This is a genomic window from Kitasatospora sp. LaBMicrA B282 (assembly GCF_050325825.1).
Classification (GTDB): Bacteria; Actinomycetota; Actinomycetes; order Streptomycetales; family Streptomycetaceae; genus Kitasatospora.
Genome location: NZ_JBNQTI010000034.1, coordinates 42,430 through 59,324 on the forward strand (window position 1 = coordinate 42,430; position 16,895 = coordinate 59,324).

At 74.0% G+C, this 16,895-nt stretch carries 23 protein-coding genes; 12 read left to right on the forward strand and 11 right to left on the reverse strand.

Features of this window, described 5'->3' with window-relative positions; all coding sequences use genetic code 11:
* Positions 1-32: 32 nt before the first annotated feature.
* The gene (locus tag ACQRUO_RS12530; RefSeq protein WP_428315908.1) at positions 33-314 is read right to left on the reverse strand and encodes a hypothetical protein; all 282 of its coding nucleotides are present in this window, start codon (positions 312-314) and stop codon (positions 33-35) included.
* Positions 315-628: 314 nt separating this feature from the next.
* Between ACQRUO_RS12530 and ACQRUO_RS12535 the strand changes: the two genes are divergently transcribed.
* From ACQRUO_RS12535 to ACQRUO_RS12545, 3 genes are read left to right on the forward strand one after another with little or no spacing between them, the layout of a single operon-like run.
* Positions 629-1,288 (forward strand): hypothetical protein, encoded by a 660-nt coding sequence (locus tag ACQRUO_RS12535; protein ID WP_428315909.1) that lies wholly within the window; start codon positions 629-631, stop codon positions 1,286-1,288.
* Entirely contained in the window at positions 1,288-1,452 is a 165-nt protein-coding gene (locus tag ACQRUO_RS12540; RefSeq protein ID WP_428315910.1) for a hypothetical protein, read from the forward strand. Before ACQRUO_RS12535 ends, ACQRUO_RS12540 begins: the two co-directional genes overlap by 1 nt.
* A 44-nt stretch (positions 1,453-1,496) precedes the next feature.
* Positions 1,497-1,772 carry an AzlD domain-containing protein gene (locus ACQRUO_RS12545; RefSeq protein ID WP_428315911.1) on the forward strand — a complete coding sequence of 92 codons (276 nt, stop codon included), beginning with the start codon at positions 1,497-1,499 and terminating at the stop codon, positions 1,770-1,772.
* A 1-nt stretch (position 1,773) separates the two neighbouring features.
* Here ACQRUO_RS12545 and ACQRUO_RS12550 read toward each other — a convergent pair whose 3' ends face one another.
* Both ACQRUO_RS12550 and ACQRUO_RS12555 read right to left on the reverse strand, forming a co-directional pair.
* Positions 1,774-2,820 carry an NAD(P)-dependent oxidoreductase gene (locus ACQRUO_RS12550; protein WP_428315912.1) on the reverse strand — a complete coding sequence of 349 codons (1,047 nt, stop codon included), beginning with the start codon at positions 2,818-2,820 and terminating at the stop codon, positions 1,774-1,776.
* A 35-nt stretch (positions 2,821-2,855) separates the two neighbouring features.
* The gene (locus tag ACQRUO_RS12555) at positions 2,856-3,860 is read right to left on the reverse strand and encodes a hypothetical protein (protein WP_428315913.1); all 1,005 of its coding nucleotides are present in this window, start codon (positions 3,858-3,860) and stop codon (positions 2,856-2,858) included.
* Between the two features lie 84 nt (positions 3,861-3,944).
* Here ACQRUO_RS12555 and ACQRUO_RS12560 point away from each other — a divergent pair, with 84 nt between their 5' ends.
* Positions 3,945-4,577 (forward strand): TetR family transcriptional regulator, encoded by a 633-nt coding sequence (locus ACQRUO_RS12560; RefSeq protein ID WP_428315914.1) that lies wholly within the window; start codon positions 3,945-3,947, stop codon positions 4,575-4,577.
* A gap of 63 nt (positions 4,578-4,640) precedes the next feature.
* Here the strand turns inward: ACQRUO_RS12560 and ACQRUO_RS12565 are convergent, their stop codons facing one another.
* Positions 4,641-5,147 (reverse strand): NUDIX domain-containing protein, encoded by a 507-nt coding sequence (locus tag ACQRUO_RS12565; RefSeq protein WP_428315915.1) that lies wholly within the window; start codon positions 5,145-5,147, stop codon positions 4,641-4,643.
* A gap of 159 nt (positions 5,148-5,306) precedes the next feature.
* On the opposite strand from ACQRUO_RS12565, the gene ACQRUO_RS12570 reads away from it, so the two are divergent.
* The gene (locus tag ACQRUO_RS12570; protein ID WP_428315916.1) at positions 5,307-5,474 is read left to right on the forward strand and encodes a hypothetical protein; all 168 of its coding nucleotides are present in this window, start codon (positions 5,307-5,309) and stop codon (positions 5,472-5,474) included.
* 95 nt (positions 5,475-5,569) lie between these two features.
* On the opposite strand, the gene hemC is transcribed toward ACQRUO_RS12570, so the two are convergent.
* Positions 5,570-6,535 carry a hydroxymethylbilane synthase gene (gene hemC, locus ACQRUO_RS12575; protein ID WP_428315917.1) on the reverse strand — a complete coding sequence of 322 codons (966 nt, stop codon included), beginning with the start codon at positions 6,533-6,535 and terminating at the stop codon, positions 5,570-5,572.
* 246 nt (positions 6,536-6,781) lie between these two features.
* On the opposite strand from hemC, the gene ACQRUO_RS12580 reads away from it, so the two are divergent.
* Positions 6,782-8,260, forward strand: a complete 1,479-nt coding sequence (locus tag ACQRUO_RS12580) for a DUF2079 domain-containing protein (RefSeq protein ID WP_428315918.1) — start codon at positions 6,782-6,784, stop codon at positions 8,258-8,260.
* A 46-nt stretch (positions 8,261-8,306) separates the two neighbouring features.
* Here the strand turns inward: ACQRUO_RS12580 and ACQRUO_RS12585 are convergent, their stop codons facing one another.
* Entirely contained in the window at positions 8,307-8,705 is a 399-nt protein-coding gene (locus ACQRUO_RS12585; protein ID WP_428315919.1) for an ACT domain-containing protein, read from the reverse strand.
* A gap of 173 nt (positions 8,706-8,878) precedes the next feature.
* Between ACQRUO_RS12585 and ACQRUO_RS12590 the strand changes: the two genes are divergently transcribed.
* The gene (locus ACQRUO_RS12590) at positions 8,879-9,523 is read left to right on the forward strand and encodes a PadR family transcriptional regulator (RefSeq protein ID WP_428315920.1); all 645 of its coding nucleotides are present in this window, start codon (positions 8,879-8,881) and stop codon (positions 9,521-9,523) included.
* A gap of 94 nt (positions 9,524-9,617) precedes the next feature.
* On the opposite strand, the gene ACQRUO_RS12595 is transcribed toward ACQRUO_RS12590, so the two are convergent.
* Positions 9,618-9,920 carry a hypothetical protein gene (locus ACQRUO_RS12595; RefSeq protein ID WP_428315921.1) on the reverse strand — a complete coding sequence of 101 codons (303 nt, stop codon included), beginning with the start codon at positions 9,918-9,920 and terminating at the stop codon, positions 9,618-9,620.
* A 288-nt stretch (positions 9,921-10,208) separates the two neighbouring features.
* On the opposite strand from ACQRUO_RS12595, the gene ACQRUO_RS12600 reads away from it, so the two are divergent.
* Positions 10,209-10,913 carry a bifunctional DNA primase/polymerase gene (locus ACQRUO_RS12600; RefSeq protein ID WP_428315922.1) on the forward strand — a complete coding sequence of 235 codons (705 nt, stop codon included), beginning with the start codon at positions 10,209-10,211 and terminating at the stop codon, positions 10,911-10,913.
* Between the two features lie 51 nt (positions 10,914-10,964).
* Here the strand turns inward: ACQRUO_RS12600 and map are convergent, their stop codons facing one another.
* A complete protein-coding gene (gene map, locus ACQRUO_RS12605) occupies positions 10,965-11,813 on the reverse strand; it encodes a type I methionyl aminopeptidase (protein WP_428315923.1) in 849 nt (282 codons plus the stop codon).
* 95 nt (positions 11,814-11,908) lie between these two features.
* Between map and ACQRUO_RS12610 the strand changes: the two genes are divergently transcribed.
* Positions 11,909-12,157 (forward strand): hypothetical protein, encoded by a 249-nt coding sequence (locus ACQRUO_RS12610; protein WP_428315931.1) that lies wholly within the window; start codon positions 11,909-11,911, stop codon positions 12,155-12,157.
* Positions 12,158-12,176: 19 nt separating this feature from the next.
* On the opposite strand, the gene ACQRUO_RS12615 is transcribed toward ACQRUO_RS12610, so the two are convergent.
* Both ACQRUO_RS12615 and ACQRUO_RS12620 read right to left on the reverse strand, forming a co-directional pair.
* On the reverse strand, positions 12,177-13,535 hold the full coding sequence (locus tag ACQRUO_RS12615; protein ID WP_428315924.1) for an MFS transporter: 1,359 nt from the start codon (positions 13,533-13,535) through the stop codon (positions 12,177-12,179).
* Between the two features lie 156 nt (positions 13,536-13,691).
* Positions 13,692-14,282, reverse strand: a complete 591-nt coding sequence (locus ACQRUO_RS12620; RefSeq protein WP_428315925.1) for a hypothetical protein — start codon at positions 14,280-14,282, stop codon at positions 13,692-13,694.
* A 45-nt stretch (positions 14,283-14,327) separates the two neighbouring features.
* Between ACQRUO_RS12620 and npdG the strand changes: the two genes are divergently transcribed.
* Together npdG and ACQRUO_RS12630 are read left to right on the forward strand one after the other, a co-directional pair.
* Positions 14,328-15,053, forward strand: coding sequence for an NADPH-dependent F420 reductase (npdG, locus tag ACQRUO_RS12625; RefSeq protein WP_428315926.1), 726 nt, complete (start codon positions 14,328-14,330; stop codon positions 15,051-15,053).
* 150 nt (positions 15,054-15,203) lie between these two features.
* Positions 15,204-15,389, forward strand: a complete 186-nt coding sequence (locus ACQRUO_RS12630) for a hypothetical protein (RefSeq protein ID WP_428315927.1) — start codon at positions 15,204-15,206, stop codon at positions 15,387-15,389.
* A gap of 60 nt (positions 15,390-15,449) precedes the next feature.
* On the opposite strand, the gene ACQRUO_RS12635 is transcribed toward ACQRUO_RS12630, so the two are convergent.
* Entirely contained in the window at positions 15,450-16,274 is an 825-nt protein-coding gene (locus ACQRUO_RS12635) for a site-2 protease family protein (RefSeq protein ID WP_428315928.1), read from the reverse strand.
* Between the two features lie 190 nt (positions 16,275-16,464).
* On the opposite strand from ACQRUO_RS12635, the gene ACQRUO_RS12640 reads away from it, so the two are divergent.
* Positions 16,465-16,895 (forward strand): AfsR/SARP family transcriptional regulator (locus ACQRUO_RS12640; protein WP_428315929.1); only part of this gene is annotated, 431 nt, incomplete at its 3' end.

The following is a 16,895-nucleotide window of genomic DNA, read 5'->3' on the forward strand; positions in this document are numbered from 1 at the left end:
GACCGTGCCGGTCCCGGCGCCGCTCGCCTCGGTCAGCAGGCGACGACGCTGTCGAAGTCTTCGGTTCTGTGGACCAAGCCGTGCTCCGGAGGTGGTGCGAAGACGTAACTTCCCGCGTCGGGTGCCCGCCGTCGGTCTGGCCCGTCCAAGAGGTCTCGGAAGCGTTCCATGACGTCCGGGTCCGCTCGGTCGAGGACCGTGTCGAGCATCGCCTGCGAGTCGGGCACGGGGAACATGTGCTCCCCGCCGGCCTCCCACTTGGAGACCGTCCGATCACTGGCCCCGAGGTGGGCCGCGAAGGCACGAACGGACATCCGCAACGCTCCACGCAGAGCCTTGGCCTCCCGGCCTGACCAGCGCTGCACAGTCCCCAGACAAGCCCCCGTGATTGGTAGTGATGACGCTAGCAGCGTATGGCGGACGAGCCCCGGCTGTACGGGCAACGGTTCACCAGGAGTTCAGCACGAGTGCGACACCGGCCGGTGACTCCCCGTCGATGGTCGACCTCGGTGCCGGAGGGCACTGTTCGGCATGGATTCGACGGGGGTGCGACGCGCGGACCTCGTGGAGATGAGGTCCGGGGAAGCAGGCTTCCATCCATCACCGAACAGATGGTGGAGGGAGAGTGATGAACAGTCCCATCCAGCTCACCGCTGTGATCCTGGACCTCTTCGGCACCCTGGTCCCGGCACCGGACAGCCATGAGCGGGAACGGGCGGTACGAGAGATCGCCGCCGCCCTGGACGTGTCGGAGCGAAGCGCCGACCGCGCCCTCAAGGAGAGTTGGCGAAGCTGGCGCGACGGGACGTTGCGTACCACTACCGCGATCGCCGAACACCTCGCCGCAGTCTGTGGAGCACCGGTCGCGCACGTGCCGAGGGTGGAGTCGACGCTGCGGCGGCTGGCCCCGACGAGGCTGCACACCGATACGACGGTGCCGGAGTGCATGGCGGACCTGCGGCGCGCCGGTCTTCGGCTGGGATTGCTGAGCGACGCGGACCCCGATGTCGTCGAGGCGTGGGACGACTCGATGCTTGTCGCACAGTTCGACGCGGTACAGGCCGACTCGTCCGTCGCTCAGCCGAGGGAAAGCCCTCTGATCCGCCGGCCGGCGGATCGGAGGGCCTTCGCCGTCTGTACTGTGCGGATCATGCTTGCGATACGGGGGAAGTTGGAGCGGGCGCTGCTGCGGGACATCGCCTTGGTGTGGCTGGCGGTCGGGGTGATCGGGGTGTCGTACGGGGCGATCGCGGTGGCCGGGGGTTTCCGCTGTGGTTGCCGGTGGTGATGGCGACGTTGGTGGTGGCCGGGGCGTCGGAGTTCCTGTTCGTCGGGATCGTGGGGCCCGGGGGGAGCCTGGTGGCCGCGGTGTTGGCGGGGTTGTTGGTGAACGCGCTGTCCGCCGGGTTGCCAGTGCTGTTGGGGTTGTTGGGGCTGGCGATCCCGCTGTGATCGTGGGTGGGGGCAGCGCCCGTGCCCGAGACAGGAGACGTGCGGTGACCGGCCGTCCCGAACTGCTCGCCGGCGCACTGAGCCTGGCGGCCGGCACCTACGCGCTCCGGCTGGCCGGTCCGCTGTTGCGCAGCCGGCTGAACGTGTCCGCGCGGGTCGTGTGGCTGGTGCAGACCGCGGCCGTGGTGCTGGCGGCCGCCCTGGTCGCCACCACCGCGCTCTTCACCGGGCACTCACCGGCCGGGGTGGCCCGGCCGGTCGGGGTGGTGGTGCTGGCGGCGGCCACCGCCGCGGTGCTGTGGCTGTGCGGGGTGCGCTGAGTCAGCAGGCGGCAGAGGCGACCGTCGGGACCCCGTTCGCGTGTCCGGCCAGCAAAGCCGCCAGGTGGTCGGCGCAGCGTAGGGCGGCCTCGGCCATTGCGGTCCGGGTCATGCCTGCCACGTGCGGGGTGAGCAGCGCGTTCGGCAGGCCGAAGAGGGGTGAGGCGAAGGCGGCGTGCTCGTGCTCGAAGGTGTCCACGGCCGCGGCGGCGAGCGGGTGGGTGGGGTCGCGCAGCGCGTCGGCGAGGGCCTGCTCGTCGACGATGCCGCCGCGGGCGGTGTTCAGCAGCAGTGCGCCGGGCTGCAGCAGGGACAGCTCGGCCCGCCCGATCAGTCCGCGGGTGCCGGCGGTGAGCGGCAGGTGCAGGGAGATCACCTGGCAGGTGGTCAACAGTCGGCGCAGGTCGCCGTCCCGCCCGATGCCGCGGACGGTCATGCCGAGCGCCTCGGCCCGGCTCGCCAGCGCGCGGCCGGTCCGGCCCAGCCCGACGATGCCCAGGGTCAGCTCTGAGAGTTCCCGGGCCGGTGGCACCGAGCCTGGCCAACTGCCCTGGTGCGAGGTCGTGTTGTGCTCGGCGAGCCGGCGGGTCAGGGCCAGTAGCTGGGCCAGCGCGAACTCGGCGACCCCGGCGGCGTTGCTGCCGGGGGTGTGGGTGACGGTGACCCCGTGGGCGCCGGCGGCCGGCAGCTCGACGTGGTCGGTTCCGGCGCCCGCCCGCCCGATCACCCGCAGCGGGCGGTCCAGGGCCGGGTCGGTCGCGGCGGCCAGGAAGGCGGCCCGCAGCGGTGGCCCGGAGCGGGACTTCAGTGCGTCGAACCCGACCCCGCCGGCCACCGTCGCGGCGGTCAGGGCGGCCTGGTCGAAGGCGTCGAACTCGGTGAACGCCACCCGGCCGTCCCAGCTCGTGCGCACCGCCGCCCGCTCCTCGGCGGGTACTCGGCGCAGGTTGAGGGTGGGTGCGAGACCGTGAGCGAGCAGTCGGCCCAGCTCCCGGTCGAGCAGGTCGCCGGGTGCGGCGTCCAGCAGCAGGACTCGTGCGCGTGCCATGGTGATTCCCCTGTTCCCCCGTGGAACGACCGACCCTATCCCGACCGGCGGCCGAACTCGGCGATCAGCTGCCGGTAGGTGTCGAAGGCGGGCTTCGGCGTGTAGTCGTCGTGCAGCAGCCCGAACCGGTCGAAGCGGCCCTCGCCCGCGCTGTTCGCATCGCGCAGCGCGAAGCAGGAGTACCCGCCGAGGTTCGGCTCCGTCCGCAGGCCGATCACGGTGCGGACCACCTCCGCCAGCACCTCGGCCTGCCGCTGCTCGGACCGTCCGGGGCCGGTGGGCCAGCCGTGTTCGCAGATCCGGAGCGGCACGTCGGGGCCGATGCCCGCCTGGGCGAGGCTGCTGGTGCGCAGGTGGGTGAGCACGCCGGTGACCGCGGCGGCCAGTTGCCCGGGCGGGATCGGCCGGAAGACGTCGGGGAAGAAGTCCACCCCCACGTAGTCGAGCGAGCGGCGGAACCGCGGCTCGGCGTCGGCCAGTTCGCCCAGCTCGCGCCAGAAGGTGTCCGCCGGGTCGAAGCTCGGTGCCGCGTTGAATCCCACCGCGAGGTCCAGTCCGGCCGAGGTCGCCGCCTCCTTGGCCGCGACCACCCCCTGCACCAGGGCGCGGCGGACGCCGGGGATGCTGCCGTCCACCGGGGGCAGGTCCACGTTGGGCTCCTCGCAGACCTGGACCGCCGCCAGGTGCGGCCCCAACTCACCTACGGCGGCGCGGATGTGGTCCAGCCACCGGTCGAGGGGAGCGTCCGGGTGCGGCGCCGGTTCCCGGTAGCAGAGCACCAGGTCGAGTCGACGTTCTCCGCCGAGCAGCCGCAGCGGTTCGGCCGGGGTGTCGGGCAGCACGCCTGCCGGGAACGAGCGGTAGGCGCGCACCAGCAGCGGTTCGGCCGGACCCTGGAGCCGCTGGAGTGCCGCGCCGATCGCGGTCGGCTCGTCGGGGCGGACCGGCTGGACGTAACCGGTGTCGCTGCCGAGTAGGGCGCCCGGGTAGATACCGAACGGGAAGGCGGGGCGGGATGCGGAGAAGAAGGGGAAGGCCATGGCGGCACCCTAGCCGATAATTTTGGTGTGACACCAAAATTAAAGTGACTCCATGATGCTGTGACGGCAACCTAGGATGAGCCCGTGGGACTCCGCGAAGAGAAGAAGCAGCAGACCAGGGCCGCCCTCGCCGACACCGCGATGGGCCTCTTCGTCGAGCGCGGCTTCGACCGGGTGACGGTCGCCGAGGTGGCCCGGGCGGCCGGGGTCTCGGTGAACACGGCGTTCAACTACTTCCCGACCAAGGAGGACCTCTTCTACGACCGGCAGGCCGAGGTGGAGGCCCGGCTGGCCACCGTGGTCCGCACCCGCCCGCCCGGCTGCTCGCCGCTGGCGGCGGTCCGGGCGGACCTGCTGGCCGGACTCGCGGCGGGCGAGCCGACCCTCGGCCTGAACCCCGCGGCGAAGGCCTTCTGGCAGGTGGTCGCGGACAGCCCGGCGCTCCAGGCGCGCGGTCGGGAGATCGCCGAACGGGCGGAGGCGGCGCTGGCGCCGGCGCTGGCCGAGGCGAGCGGTGCGGACCCGGCCGATCCGCTGCCGCGGCTGCTGGCGGGCGCGATCGCGGGGGCGTACCGGGCGGCGGTCGCGGAGATCCGCCGCCGGATCGTGGCGGGCGAGCCGGCCGAGCTGATCGGGCGCTCCGTCAGTGCGGCGGTGACGCAGGCCTTCGACGCGCTGGAGTCGGGGCTCGGCGCGGGTCGGCCGGGGTCTCGGTAGCGGTAACCGGCGACTGCCGCGCAGGTCCCGACTCGGCCGACCCGGCAGACCCGGCCGCCCAGGTCAGCCCCCGCAGGCGCCGCGCAGTCGTTCGCGCAGTCGGGGGTCCGGGAGCTCCGCCAGCGGCACCCAGCGGGCGGCCGTGACCTCGGACTCCTGGAGCCGGCAGTCGGGTCGGGTGGCCACCGTGTGGGCGAACCGCGCGTGATAGGCGGTGCGGCCGGAGAACCGGCTGGTGTACCGGAAGAACTCGACCGGCAGCGCGGCGGCCGGCACCGCCGTGTCGATGCCGGTCTCCTCCGCCAGCTCGCGTTCGGCGGCGGCGAGCAGCGAGGGGTCGGCCGGATCGAGGTGGCCGCCGGGTAGCAGCCAGGCCTCCTGGGCGCGGTGGCGCAGGTAGAGGACCTCGTCGGCGGGGCCGCGCACCGCGGTGCTGACGGTGAAGCGTTCCGCCAGCTCGGTGGCCGGGTCGGCGGCCAGCGCCAGCGCGGGGGCCAGCTCGGTCGCTTCCTCGGGGTGGCGGGCCAGGTAGGCGGTCAGGGTGTCGTGGATGTGCTGGGCCATCGCCATCGGCTGCTCCTCGCTCCTCGGCCGGGCGGCTCCGCTGCGCGGGGCGCCGCCGGCGCACGTGGCGGTCAGTCTGGCGGATCCGCGAGCCGTTCGGGGCTCGAACCCCCGAACGGGTGACACCGCGCGCGGGCCCGTGGCTGACGGTGTGTCATGGGGTGCATGACGCACCGACAGCACTGGTTGATCCGCTTCACCGACGAGTTGATGACCATGACCGACGACCTGACGCAGGACCAGGCCGCCGACTTCGTCCGCCGGGTCTACGCGGCCGGCCACGAGGCGGGCGTGGCCGAGTCCGCCGAGGAGAGCCGCCGCGAGGGCGAGTGAGCCCGAGGTGGTGTGGTCAGTGAGCCCGGACCCGACCGGCGAGTGAGCCCGGACCCGACCGGCGACTGAGCCCGGGCCGGAGCGCCCCCGCCCCCCTAGTGCGGGATGCTGTCGATCAGCTCCCGCGCCCCCTGTCGCAGCAGCGCCACCGCGACCGAGGTGCCCAGCGTCGCCGGGTCCAGCGGGCCGGCCCACTCGTGGGCGTCCAGCACCGTCTTGCCGTCGGGGGTGAAGACCCGGCCGCGCAGCGACAGGCGGCCGTCCCGCTCGGCCCGTGCGTAGCCGGCGATCGGGCTGTTGCAGTGGCCCTGGAGCACGTGCAGGAACATCCGCTCGGCGGTCATCTCGCGCCAGGTGGCCTCGTGGTTGAGGCCGCGCACCGCGTCGATGGTGGCGGTGTCGTCCTCCCGGCACTGCAGCGCGAGCACCCCGGCGCCGATCGGCGGGCAGAGCGCCTCCAGGCTCAGCACCTCGCTGATCCGGTCCTGCTCGCCGATCCGGGCCAGCCCGGAGGCGGCCAGCAGCAGGGCGTCGACCTCGCCGGCGGCCAGTTTCGCCAGGCGGCTGTTGGCGTTGCCGCGCAGCGGGGCGCACACCAGGTGCGGGTGGCTGACGGCCAGCTGGGCGATCCGGCGCACCGAGGAGGTGCCGATCCGGGTGCCGGCCGGGAGCTGATCGAGGGTCAGCCCGTCGGGGTGGACCAGCGCGTCGCGCAGGTCGTCGCGGCGCAGCACGGCCGCGAAGACGGTGCCGGCGGGCAGCGGGCGGTCGGCGGGGACGTCCTTGACGCAGTGCACGGCGACGTCGGCCCGGCCGGCCAGCAGCGCCGCGTCCACCTCCTTGGTGAACGCGCCCTTGCCGCCGAGCGCGGACAGCGCCCCGGGCCAGCGGTCGCCCTCGGTGGTGACCGGGACCACGGTGGTGACGATTCCCGGGTGCAGGACGGCCAGTTCGGCGCGGAACCGTTCGACCTGGGCGAGCGCCATGGGGGAGGAGCGGGAGACGATCCGGAGCGTGTCGGGCAGGGACGCGGCGGGCGTCGACGACGGCGAGGACGGCATGGCGACCAGCCTAGGGGGTGTCTCTCGGGTCACGTCGGACCGGCGGGCGTCTCCTCCAGGGTGCTCCGGGCGGTGGACGGTGGGGGCAACCGGCCGGGTTCTGTGTGGTGTTCGAGCGGTGGCGCGATACCGTTCCTCATTCGTACAGACATCGCACAGCCGGCACGGAACGCCGGCACCGAACGCCGGGCCCGGGCAGCCGGCACGGAGACCGCGCAGCCGCACCAGCGACCGGAGGGGGTCGGGATGACCGAGACACGCGAGAGCGCGATCCCGATCCAGCGCGTCCCCGCCTGGGGCCGGGTGGCGCGGGCCGCGGCCGGGCGGGCGCACCGGGCCCGCCGGGCCGGCACCGGCTGGCTGGCCGAGAGCGCGCCGCACATCGGCCTGGCCGTGATGTTCCTGGGCGCCTACAGCCTGCTCGCCCTGGTCCGCTACGACCGCTTCGGCTCGCCCTCCTGGGACCTCGGCATCTTCACCGAGGCGGTCAAGGGCTACGCGCACCTCAAGGCGCCGATCGTGTCGATAAAGGGACCCGGCTTCAACGAGCTGGGTGACCACTGGTCGCCGATCCTGGCCGTGCTGGCGCCGTTCTACTGGCTGGTCCCGTCGGCGGCCACGCTGCTGGTCGCACAGGCGGCGCTGTTCGCCTGGTCGGTCGGCGTGGTCTCGGACACCGCCGAGCGGGTGCTCGGCTCGACCACCAGCGGGATGCTGATCGGCATCGGGTACGGGCTCTCCTGGGGGCTGCAGCGGGCGATCGACGCGGAGTTCCACGAGATCGCCTTCGCGGTGCCGCTGCTCGCCCTGGTCTGCCGGTACCTGCTGCTGCGCGACTGGGACCGGGCGGCCTGGTGGGCGCTGCCGCTGGTGCTGGTCAAGGAGGACCTCGGGCTGACCGCGGCGGCGCTCGGCGTGGTGCTGGTGCTGCGGGCGCGCCGCTGGTACTCCGGCGCGGTGCTGGTCGTCTTCGGGGTGGCCTTCACGGCGCTGACCATGCTGGTGCTGGTCCCGCACTTCAACCCGACCCACCAGTTCGACTACTGGTCCAAGCTGCCGGGCGGCACCCATCCCAAGCTCTGGCAGGTGATCAGCGGTCCGTTCACCCGGCTGACGGTGTGGAAGACGGTCGGCTGGCTGTTCGGCATCGTCGGCTTCCTGGCGCTGCGCTCACCGCTGGTGGTGCTCGCGCTGCCCACCCTGGCCTGGCGCTTCGGTTCGTCCAACCCGATGTTCTGGGGTCCGGACTGGCACTACAACGCGACCCTGATGCCGATCCTCTTCCTCGCCATGGTGGACGCGATCGCCCGGATCCGGGCCGCCGAGCACTCGGCGCTCAAGGGGTACGCCGAGGGGCTGGTGCCCGCAGTGCCGGCGATCGCGGTGGCCTGCATGGTGAGCCTGCCGGTCGGGCTCGGCGGGCTGACCGACCCGGGCGCCTGGAGCGGCGGGACGCACGCCCAGGCGCTGCGCGCGGCGATCGGGCGGATCCCGGCGGACGTGACGGTGGAGTCCTCGATAGCGCCACTGGCCCGGCTGGCCGCCCGGGACGACGCCTACTGGTTGGGCGGTAGCAAGGTGGCGCCGCAGTACCTGTGCGTGGACACGCTCGGCTGGCAGGGCGGGCCCACCGACCTGCCCGGCTACGCCGCCGCCCTGCACCCGGGCGCGCACTACGCCGTGGTGTTCAGCGCGGACCAGGTCACGGTGCTGCGCCGGCTCTGACCGGTGGCAGCACCCTGCCCCCGCCGCCCCGCAACCGGCGGCGGGCTCAGCGGTGCTCCGCGGCCAGCTCCTCCAACGCGCGCAGCGCGCGCTCCGCCTCGGCGGCGGGGACGAACAGGTGGTCGTGGTGGAAGCCCGCCACCACGTTGCAGCTGATCCCGTGCTCGGTGAGCCGCCCGGCCACCGCCGCGGTCAGGCCCACGGTCGCCAGCGCGGAGTGGATCCGCAGCGTGATCCAGGCGGCCACGTAGTCGTACCCGAGCCCGAGCGCGTCGGCCTCCTCCTGGTCGACCACGGCCGTCACCCCCTCGGCCTCGGCCACCGTCACCACGGGCCGCAGCCCTGCGGGCACTCGCCCGGCGAAGGTGCAGTAGACGAACCGGCCCGGGTTGAGCACCGGGCGCAGGTCAGCGAGCAGCTTCGGGAGATCCATGTCACCGGCCATGCCCGCCACCGTAGCGGCTGGCGTGCCGCTGACTCGGGAAGCGCTCGGAAAACGTTGACGAGCGACAGTTACCGATATATCGTCGAAGCATCGAGAGCGTACGGAGATGGCTCGCGAAACCTCGTGAGTGCTTCGGCGACGACGACACGATTGGACGAAAGGCGGTACGCACCATGCGTACGCAACGGATGTACGGCGGTGGCCGCGGCCACCGCGACGGCGGGCGGCGGTTCGACCGGGTGCCCGGAGAGTTCGAGCAGCAGCGGCCGGCCTTCGGTCCGCCCTTCCCGCCCGGCGGCGGCCCCTTCGGTGGCGGCGGCCCGTTCCGCGGCGGCTTCGGCGGCCCCGGCGGGCGGATGCGCGGGCGGCACGGCGGGCGGGCCCGGCGCGGCGACGTGCGCGCCTCGCTGTTGGCGCTGCTCAAGGAGCGGCCGATGCACGGCTACGAGATGATCACCGAGATCGGCGAGCGGACCGGCGGCGCCTGGCGGCCCAGCCCGGGATCGGTCTACCCGACCCTCCAGCTGCTGGAGGAGGAGGGCCTGATCGTGGCTCAGGAGACCGGCGGCAAGCGGCTCTTCACGCTCACCGAGACCGGGCGCGCGGAGGCCGAGTCGGGCTCGACCGAGCCCTGGCAGGCGGCCGGCAGCGGGGTCGACTGGGAGGCGGTGCAGGAGGTCGGCCAGGCGCTGGCCTCGGTGGACCACGCGATCCGCCAGGTGATGGCCACCGGCACCGAGGAGCAGCGGACCAAGGGCCTGGCGGTCCTGGTCGAGGCGCGCAAGAAGCTGTACCTGATCCTCGCCGAGGAGGCGTGAGCGCCACCCGGCGGGGGAGGCCGGTCGCGACGCGGCGGGGGAGGCCGAGCGCTGCGCATCGGGTGAGGCCGGTCGCGGCCCGGCGGCCCGGCCGCTACGCGGCGTCGGGCGACGGCGGCTCGGGAGTCCCGGGTTCGCCGCCGTCCGCGGCGCCGTCCTGCTCCGGCCCCGGGAGGCGGTCCTGCTCCGTCGCCTCGTACTCGTAGACCCAGCGCGGCCGCCCCTTGGCGCTGTGCCGCTTGGCCCGGCGGTACACCAGTGTCCGGGCCGGCTCCTCGCCGTGCGCGGGGACCGGCACCTTGTACACCTTGGGCACGGCGTTGAACGGATTCAGGTAGACCGGCAGGATGCGGCCGTCCAGCGGCCCGCCGATGAATTCCGTCTCCGCGCTCCTCATCCGACCAGCTTCGCATCGATCGGGCGGTGATCCCAAACACCCCCGGGTCGGGAGTGCCCGAACGCTCCCTTATCCTGCTCAGTACGCCCTCGGGCCCGGCCCGGGTCGGACGGCCCCGTGCGGGGCCGGGCACGGCGCGTGTCCGCCTGCCCGATCCGCCCCGACCGCCGCTGTCCGCCGGCCGGTCCGGCGACCCCGGGAAGCCGCGGGCCGCTCCGGGCGTTTGCGTCCGTAGTTGCGTCGAGGGCGGTGCCGTACCGGGCACGCCGTGCGAGCGAAAGGGGCCCGATGGAAGCCAGCAGCAGGTGGACGGCGTGGTGGCAGCGACGCGATCGACAGCGCCCCGGGCCGACCGCAGGCGCGACTTCCCCCGCGGCCCGGCTGGAGCTGCTGCTCTCCGCGGTGCGGGCCGGCTTCCCGCTCGCCCCGGCCGCCCATCCGGCCGGCTACCGCTGCTCCTGTGACCGGGTCGGCTGCCCGGCGCCCGCCCAGCACCCGGTCTCCTTCGCCTGGCAGTCCCAGGCGACCACCGATGCCGACCAGCTGACCCGCTGGCTCTCCCGGGACCCGCAGACCAACTTCATCACCGCCACCGGGCGCGCCCACGACGTGCTCGACGTCCCCGCCGAGGCGGGCCGGCTGGCCCTGGACCGGCTGACCGCGCTCGGCGTCGCCGGCCCGGTCGCCGCTGTCGGGGAGGAGCGCTACCTCTTCTTCACCGCCACCCGCGGGCGGCCGGAGGACGAGGACGAGTGGTGGTCGAGCGCGCTGGACACCAACCCGGACACCATGTCCGAGCACCCGGGGCTGCGTTGGCACTGCCGCGGCTCCTACACGCTGCTGCCGCCGGCAGCGCTGCCCGACGGCTCGCAGGTGCGCTGGCTGGTGGGCCCCGAGCACCCGCTGCCGGACCCGCTGCGGGTGCTGGACGTGCTCACCGACGCCTGCACCGAGGTGGGCGCGGTCGCCGAGGAGCAGTGGCTGATCGGCTGACCGGCCGAATCAGCCACCGCCCCGCGCCGCACGGCAGCGGGCTGCCCCGCGCTACGGCAGGGTGAGGACCTCCGCGCCGTCCGCCGTGACCAGCAGGGTGTGCTCGAACTGGGCGGTGCGCTTGCGGTCCTTGGTCACCACGGTCCAGCCGTCCGGCCAGATCTCGTAGTCGTAGGTGCCCAGGGTCAGCATCGGCTCGATGGTGAAGGTCATCCCGGGCTTGATCACCTGGGTGGCCCGGTCGCTGTCGTAGTGCGGGATGATCAGGCCGGAGTGGAACGAGGTGTTGATCCCGTGGCCGGTGAAGTCGCGCACCACGCCGTAGTCGAAGCGCTTGGCGTAGGACTCGATCACCCGGCCGATCACGTTGATCTGCCGCCCCGGCTTGACCGCCTTGATCGCCCGGTCGAGTGACTCCCGGGTCCGCTCGACCAGCAGCCGGGACTCCTCGTCCACCTCGCCGACCAGGTAGGTGGCGTTCAGGTCGCCGTGCACGCCGTGGATGTAGGCGGTGGCGTCGATGTTGACGATGTCGCCGTCCTGCAGCACGGTCGAGTCCGGGATGCCGTGGCAGATCACCTCGTTGATCGAGGTGCAGATCGACTTGGGGAAGCCCCGGTAGCCCAGGTCGGACGGGTAGGCGCCGTGGTCGCACATGTACTCGTGGGCCACCACGTCCAGTTGATCGGTCGTCACGCCGGGGGCGATCAGCTCGGCGGCCGCCGCCATCGCCTGCGCGGCGATCCGGCCGGCGATCCGCATCTTCTCCACGGTCTCGGCGTCCTGTACCTCGGGCCCGGTGTAGGGGGTCGGGGCGGGCTTGCCCACGTACTCCGGTCGGGCGATGTGCGCCGGGACCTTGCGCGTGGGGGACTGGGTGCCGGGAACGAGGTGAGCCATGGCCGCGAGTCTAGCGCTCGCGGCCCGCAGCGCCCCGGCTGTGTGTGCGAGGCTGCCGCCGGGAACGATCAGGGATGGCGGACGAGGAGGAGCAGATGGCCCTGTTCAAGCGGAACCAGGTGGGCAAGCCGGGGGAGTGGTACTACTGCCTCAAGCACCAGAAGGTCGAGGAGGGTCCGGAGTGCCCGGCCAAGGACCGGCTGGGCCCCTACGCCACCCGCGAGGAGGCCGGGCGGGCGCTGGACACCGCCCGGGAGCGCAACGAGGAGTGGCAGAACGACCCGCGCTGGCACGACCGGCCGGCCGACGGCACGGTCGACGGCACGGCCGCGGAGGAGGACTGACGGAGAGTCGGCCCGCCGGTCAGGCGGCTGCCGCGGCTGCCTCGGCCGCCGCCGTCTCTGCGGTCGCCGTCGCCGCCTCGCGCTCCGCGCGGGCCGCCGCCACGTGCGGGTCGGTCCGCGCGTCGTAGGCGAGCAGCGCCGGCAGCGCCGTGGCCAGCGCGCCCACGCCCAGCACGCAGGCCAGCCCGCCCAGCCAGACCGAGCCGCGCACCCCGACCAGCGCGGCGGTGCCACCGGCCCGCACCTGCCCCAGGTTCGGGCCGACCGAGTAACTGAGCAGCTCCACCCCCGCCAGCCGGCCGCGCAGCCGGTCCGGGATCGACTGGTTCCACATGGTCGAGCGGCCCATCCCGCTGATCATGTCCGCGCCGCCGGCCGCCGCCAGGCAGAGCAGCACCAGCCAGACGTTCCCGGCCAGCCCCGCCACCGTCATCGCCGCGCCCCAGCCGAGCGCGGCCAGCAGCACCATCCGCCCGTGCCGGTGCACCGCGGAGGCCCACCCGCTGGTGGCCCCGACCAGCAGCGCGCCGACCGCCGTCGCGCCGTACATCAGCCCGAGGGCCCAGTCGGCGTGCAGGTCGTCGGCGAGGAACGGGAAGATCGCGTTCGGGAAGGCGAAGAGCATCGCCACGATGTCCACCGCGTAGGTGCCGAGCAGCTCCGGGCGGCTCCAGGCGTACCGCACCCCCGCCGCGATCGCCGCCACGGAGGGCTTGTCGGCCCCGGTCGGCGGCGGCACCGCGCGCAGCCGGACGAGCAGCAGCAGCGAGGCGACGAAGGTGAGCACGTCGAGCCCGTAGGCGGTGCCCGGACCGCCCGCGTACGCGACGATCACGCCGGCCAGCGCCGGACCGAGGATGGTGCTGGTGTTGCGGTAGATCGAGATCAGCGCGAACGCGGCGGTCATCTGCCCGTGCTCGACGACCCGCGGCACCAGGGTGTCCAGGGCCGGACGCTGCAGTCCGTCCACCGCCGCGGCCAGCGCGGCGACCAGGTAGAGCGGCCAGAGCAGCGGGTGCGGCAGCAGCGCGTTGAGCAGCAGCAGGCCGCTGAGCAGCCCGAGCGCCGCCTCCGCGCCGAGCACCAGCTTGCGCCGGTCGAGCGCGTCGGCCAGCGCGCCGCCCCACAGGCCGCAGACGACCAGCGGCAGCAGCTCGACCGCGCCGATCGAGCCGACCGCGAGGTAGGAGCCGGTCAGCTCCTTGATCTGCAGCGGGAGCGCGACGTAGGTGAGGAAGCTGCCGAAGCTGGAGATGCAGCCGGAGCCCCAGAGCAGCCGGAAGTCCGCCGAGGTGCGGAACGGGGTGAGGTCCGGCGTCAGCCGGCGGAGCAGGGGGGTGCGGGCCGCGGCCGCGGCGGTATGGCTGTCCTCGTTCACGAACCGTCATCCTGCGCCGCCGCGGACCTGCGTCGCAACGGATTTTCCGCCCGGCACCGCAACGGCACGTCCGCCCGGCCCGACCGTCGCGCCCGCCCGGAACGCCCGCCGCGCCCGCCCGGTTCGCCCACGCAGCGCCGGGCGGCCGGCCCGCCGTCACCAGCGGTTGACCGGCTCCATGGAGAACTGCCGGACCAGCCGGGCCAGTCCGGACCGCCGCCCGGGACGCCGCTCGCCGGCCGCCGCGCTCACCAGGTGCTGCACCAGATCGAACCCCGGCTCCTCCGGGCTCTCCACGGTCAGGTTCTCGTGCGCGAGCCGGCCCAGCTCCGGGTCGCCCGCCGCCAGCGCGAGCACGGTCGCCCCGCCCCGGCGGGCGTCCGCCACCCGCTCCAGCAGCGCCGGCCGGGCCGGCTCCGGGGTGACCACCAGGACCGTCTCGCCGCGCCCGGCCGCCGCCAGCCGGGGCAGCCCGTGCCGCAGCCGCTCCGACCCACCGGCCGCGGCGGTGGCCCGGTGCCGGACCAGGGTCGGGGACAGCTCGGGGACGCCGGCCCAGGCCGCCTCGTCGTCCAGGTGCGCGGCCAGGTGCCATGGCTCGTACCCCGCGCTGCCGACCAGCAGCAGGCCGCGGGCCGAGCGGCGGGTCACGGCGCGGCGCAGCGAGCCGGCGAAGGCGGCCGTCGAGTCCAGCAACGGGGATCCGGCCAGCAACTCGCGCAGGCCGCTCACTCTCGTCACGTCCATGGCGCCAGGATGGAGGCGCCCGGACGGGTTTGGCAGGATCTCGGTATGACTTCCCTCGAATCAGCGAACCCCGGCGCCGCGCAGCCGGACGGTGCCGCGCTGCCCGACGCGCCCCGGCTGCCCGACGTCTCCCAGCTGGTGGTCGGCGTCCTCGGCGGCACCGGTGACCAGGGCCGCGGGCTGGCCTACCGGCTGGCCAAGGCCGGGCAGCAGGTGATCATCGGCTCGCGCAGCGCGGAGCGCGCCGAGGCGGCCGCCGCCGAGATCGGCTTCGGGGTGCGCGGCGCGGACAACGCGGCCACCGCCCGGGAGAGCGACGTGGTGATCGTCGCGGTGCCCTGGGACGGGCACGGCGAGCTGCTGGCCGCGCTGGCCGGCGCGCTGGCCGGCAAGATCGTGGTGGACTGCGTCAACCCGCTGGGCTTCGACAAGCAGGGCGCCTTCGCGATCCGTCCCGAGGAGGGCAGCGCCGCCCAGCAGGCCGCCGCGCTGCTCCCCGGGTCCCGGGTGACCGCGGCCTTCCACCACCTGTCGGCGGTGCTGCTGCAGGACCGGGAGATCGCCGAGATCGACACCGACGTGCTGGTGCTCGGCGACCAGCGGGCCGCCACCGACGTGGTGCAGGCGCTGAGCGACCGGATCCCCGGCATGCGCGGCGTCTACGCGGGCCGGCTGCGCAACGCCCACCAGGTCGAGGCCCTGGTGGCGAACCTGATCTCGGTCAACCGCCGGTACAAGGCGCACGCCGGCCTGCGGATCACCGACGTCTGAGCCCCGCCCGTCGTGACACCACGTGTCGATGGCGTGACGATCCGGTGACGACACCGGGGGTCCGGGCCGACCCGCCTGCGGGTGGGCCCGGACCCTCCGGGAGAATGGACCCCCGGAACGACCCACCCGACCCTTCTGGAGCCGGCCGCCATGCCCCGCAACGCCCTGTACGCCTCGCTCGTCTTCGTCCTTGCGGTGTCCGCCGCCGTGGTCTCCTTCGTGGAGGGCAACTGGCTGGGTGTGATCTGGGTCCTGTTGGCCGGCGTGTCCAGCAACATCGCCTGGTTCTACCTGCGCAAGGAGAAGCAGGAGAAGGCCGCCGAGCAGCAGGGCTGAGGGCGCGGACCCGGTCGCCCCGGGGCGCGCCCGGGCTCGTGCGCGTCAGTCGGACCGGAATCAGTTGGACCAGAAGCGGAACAGGCTCGCGCCCAGGTTCGCGTTGTCGCCGCTCACGCCGAACGCGCTGACGATGTCGTGCACCAGCTCGAAGAACCAGACGTTCACCTGGGACTGCCAGAGCACGATGAAGACCGCCATCAGGCCGTAGGGCGCGAACGGCTCGACCGCGCGCCGGGTCTTCAGCGAGAGCCAGGGCTCGATGATCCCGTATCCGTCCAGGCCGGGCACCGGGAGCAGGTTGAGCAGTGCGGCACTGACCTGGAGCACGCCCAGGAAGGAGAGCGCGGCCGGCAGCACGCTGACCGTCTCGGTGCCGCCGACCAGGGTGTCCACCGACACGGTGCCGGGCGCGGCGTCCAGCCAGCCGGCGCCCACCGGGACCAGCAGCACCACCGCGAAGGCCAGGTTGACCAGCGGGCCGGCGGCCGAGATCAGGCTGTGCTTGAGCCGCCCGTGGATCCGGTGCCGCTCGATGAAGACCGCGCCGCCGGGCAGGCCGATGCCGCCCAGCACCACGAAGACCACCGGCAGTACGAAGCTCATCAGCGAGTTGGCGTACTTGAACGGATTGAGCGTCAGGTAGCCCTTGGCGCCCACCGTGATGTCGCCGCCGTGCAGCGCGGTGCGGGCGTGCGCGTACTCGTGCAGGCAGAGCGAGACCATCCAGCCGGCGACCACGAAGAGGAAGACCCCGAAGCCGGTCGAGCCGTAGCCGCTCCACACCGCCCAGCCCGAGGTGCCCATGGTCGCCAGGAGCACCCAGAACACCGGGCTGATCCGGCGCTCCTCGCTGCTCGGGCGGTGTGCGGTGGCGAAGCTCATGAGTCAGGGGTTCTTTCGTCAGGGGTGACCGGGCGGTACCGGGCGGAAACGGGCGGGCGCCACCGATCATGCCGGGCGCCCCGCACCGGCGACAAGTGAACGTCCCGAGCCCCGGGCCCGTTCCGTGCGGCGGTGCGGAGGGCCGGTGCGGGGCGCCGGTGCGGACGGGCCGGTGCGGACAGGCCGCAGAATGGTCCCCGTGCATTACGGCATCCTCGGCACCACGACCGCCCACCACGACGACGGCACCCCGGTCCCGCTCGGCGGTGCCCGGCTGCGCGCCCTGCTGGCCGCGCTGGTGCTGCGCCACGGGCGGGCCGTCCCGGCCGAGGCCCTGGTGGCCGAGGTCTGGGCCGGCGAGCTGCCGCAGGACGCCGGCGCCGCGCTGCAGACGCTGGTCGGCCGGCTGCGCCGCACCATCGGTCGCGCGGAGGTCGAATCCGGGCCCGGCGGCTACTGGCTGACGAGTCGACAGAGCGACCTGGCCCGGTTCCAGGAGCTGGCCGAGCAGGGCCGCCGGGCGCTGACCGCCGGGGACGCCGCCGCGGCCGCGGCGCAGCTGGGCGAGGCGCTGGCGCTCTGGCGCGGCCCGGCGCTGGCCGACCTGCCGGACCGCGCGGG

Excerpts from the sequence above, each read along its gene's own strand:
- ACQRUO_RS12530 (WP_428315908.1), bottom strand. The coding sequence starts at position 314 with ATGTCCGTTCGTGCCTTCGCGGCCCACCTCGGGGCCAGTGATCGGACG.
- ACQRUO_RS12535 (WP_428315909.1), top strand. The coding sequence starts at position 629 with ATGAACAGTCCCATCCAGCTCACCGCTGTGATCCTGGACCTCTTCGGC.
- ACQRUO_RS12540 (WP_428315910.1), top strand. The coding sequence starts at position 1,288 with ATGGCGACGTTGGTGGTGGCCGGGGCGTCGGAGTTCCTGTTCGTCGGG.
- ACQRUO_RS12550 (WP_428315912.1), bottom strand. The coding sequence starts at position 2,820 with ATGGCACGCGCACGAGTCCTGCTGCTGGACGCCGCACCCGGCGACCTG.
- ACQRUO_RS12555 (WP_428315913.1), bottom strand. The coding sequence starts at position 3,860 with ATGGCCTTCCCCTTCTTCTCCGCATCCCGCCCCGCCTTCCCGTTCGGT.
- ACQRUO_RS12565 (WP_428315915.1), bottom strand. The coding sequence starts at position 5,147 with ATGGCGATGGCCCAGCACATCCACGACACCCTGACCGCCTACCTGGCC.
- ACQRUO_RS12570 (WP_428315916.1), top strand. The coding sequence starts at position 5,307 with ATGACGCACCGACAGCACTGGTTGATCCGCTTCACCGACGAGTTGATG.
- hemC (WP_428315917.1), bottom strand. The coding sequence starts at position 6,535 with ATGCCGTCCTCGCCGTCGTCGACGCCCGCCGCGTCCCTGCCCGACACG.
- ACQRUO_RS12580 (WP_428315918.1), top strand. The coding sequence starts at position 6,782 with ATGACCGAGACACGCGAGAGCGCGATCCCGATCCAGCGCGTCCCCGCC.
- ACQRUO_RS12585 (WP_428315919.1), bottom strand. The coding sequence starts at position 8,705 with ATGGCCGGTGACATGGATCTCCCGAAGCTGCTCGCTGACCTGCGCCCG.
- ACQRUO_RS12590 (WP_428315920.1), top strand. The coding sequence starts at position 8,879 with ATGCGTACGCAACGGATGTACGGCGGTGGCCGCGGCCACCGCGACGGC.
- ACQRUO_RS12595 (WP_428315921.1), bottom strand. The coding sequence starts at position 9,920 with ATGAGGAGCGCGGAGACGGAATTCATCGGCGGGCCGCTGGACGGCCGC.
- ACQRUO_RS12600 (WP_428315922.1), top strand. The coding sequence starts at position 10,209 with ATGGAAGCCAGCAGCAGGTGGACGGCGTGGTGGCAGCGACGCGATCGA.
- map (WP_428315923.1), bottom strand. The coding sequence starts at position 11,813 with ATGGCTCACCTCGTTCCCGGCACCCAGTCCCCCACGCGCAAGGTCCCG.
- ACQRUO_RS12610 (WP_428315931.1), top strand. The coding sequence starts at position 11,909 with ATGGCCCTGTTCAAGCGGAACCAGGTGGGCAAGCCGGGGGAGTGGTAC.
- ACQRUO_RS12620 (WP_428315925.1), bottom strand. The coding sequence starts at position 14,282 with ATGGACGTGACGAGAGTGAGCGGCCTGCGCGAGTTGCTGGCCGGATCC.
- npdG (WP_428315926.1), top strand. The coding sequence starts at position 14,328 with ATGACTTCCCTCGAATCAGCGAACCCCGGCGCCGCGCAGCCGGACGGT.
- ACQRUO_RS12630 (WP_428315927.1), top strand. The coding sequence starts at position 15,204 with ATGCCCCGCAACGCCCTGTACGCCTCGCTCGTCTTCGTCCTTGCGGTG.
- ACQRUO_RS12635 (WP_428315928.1), bottom strand. The coding sequence starts at position 16,274 with ATGAGCTTCGCCACCGCACACCGCCCGAGCAGCGAGGAGCGCCGGATC.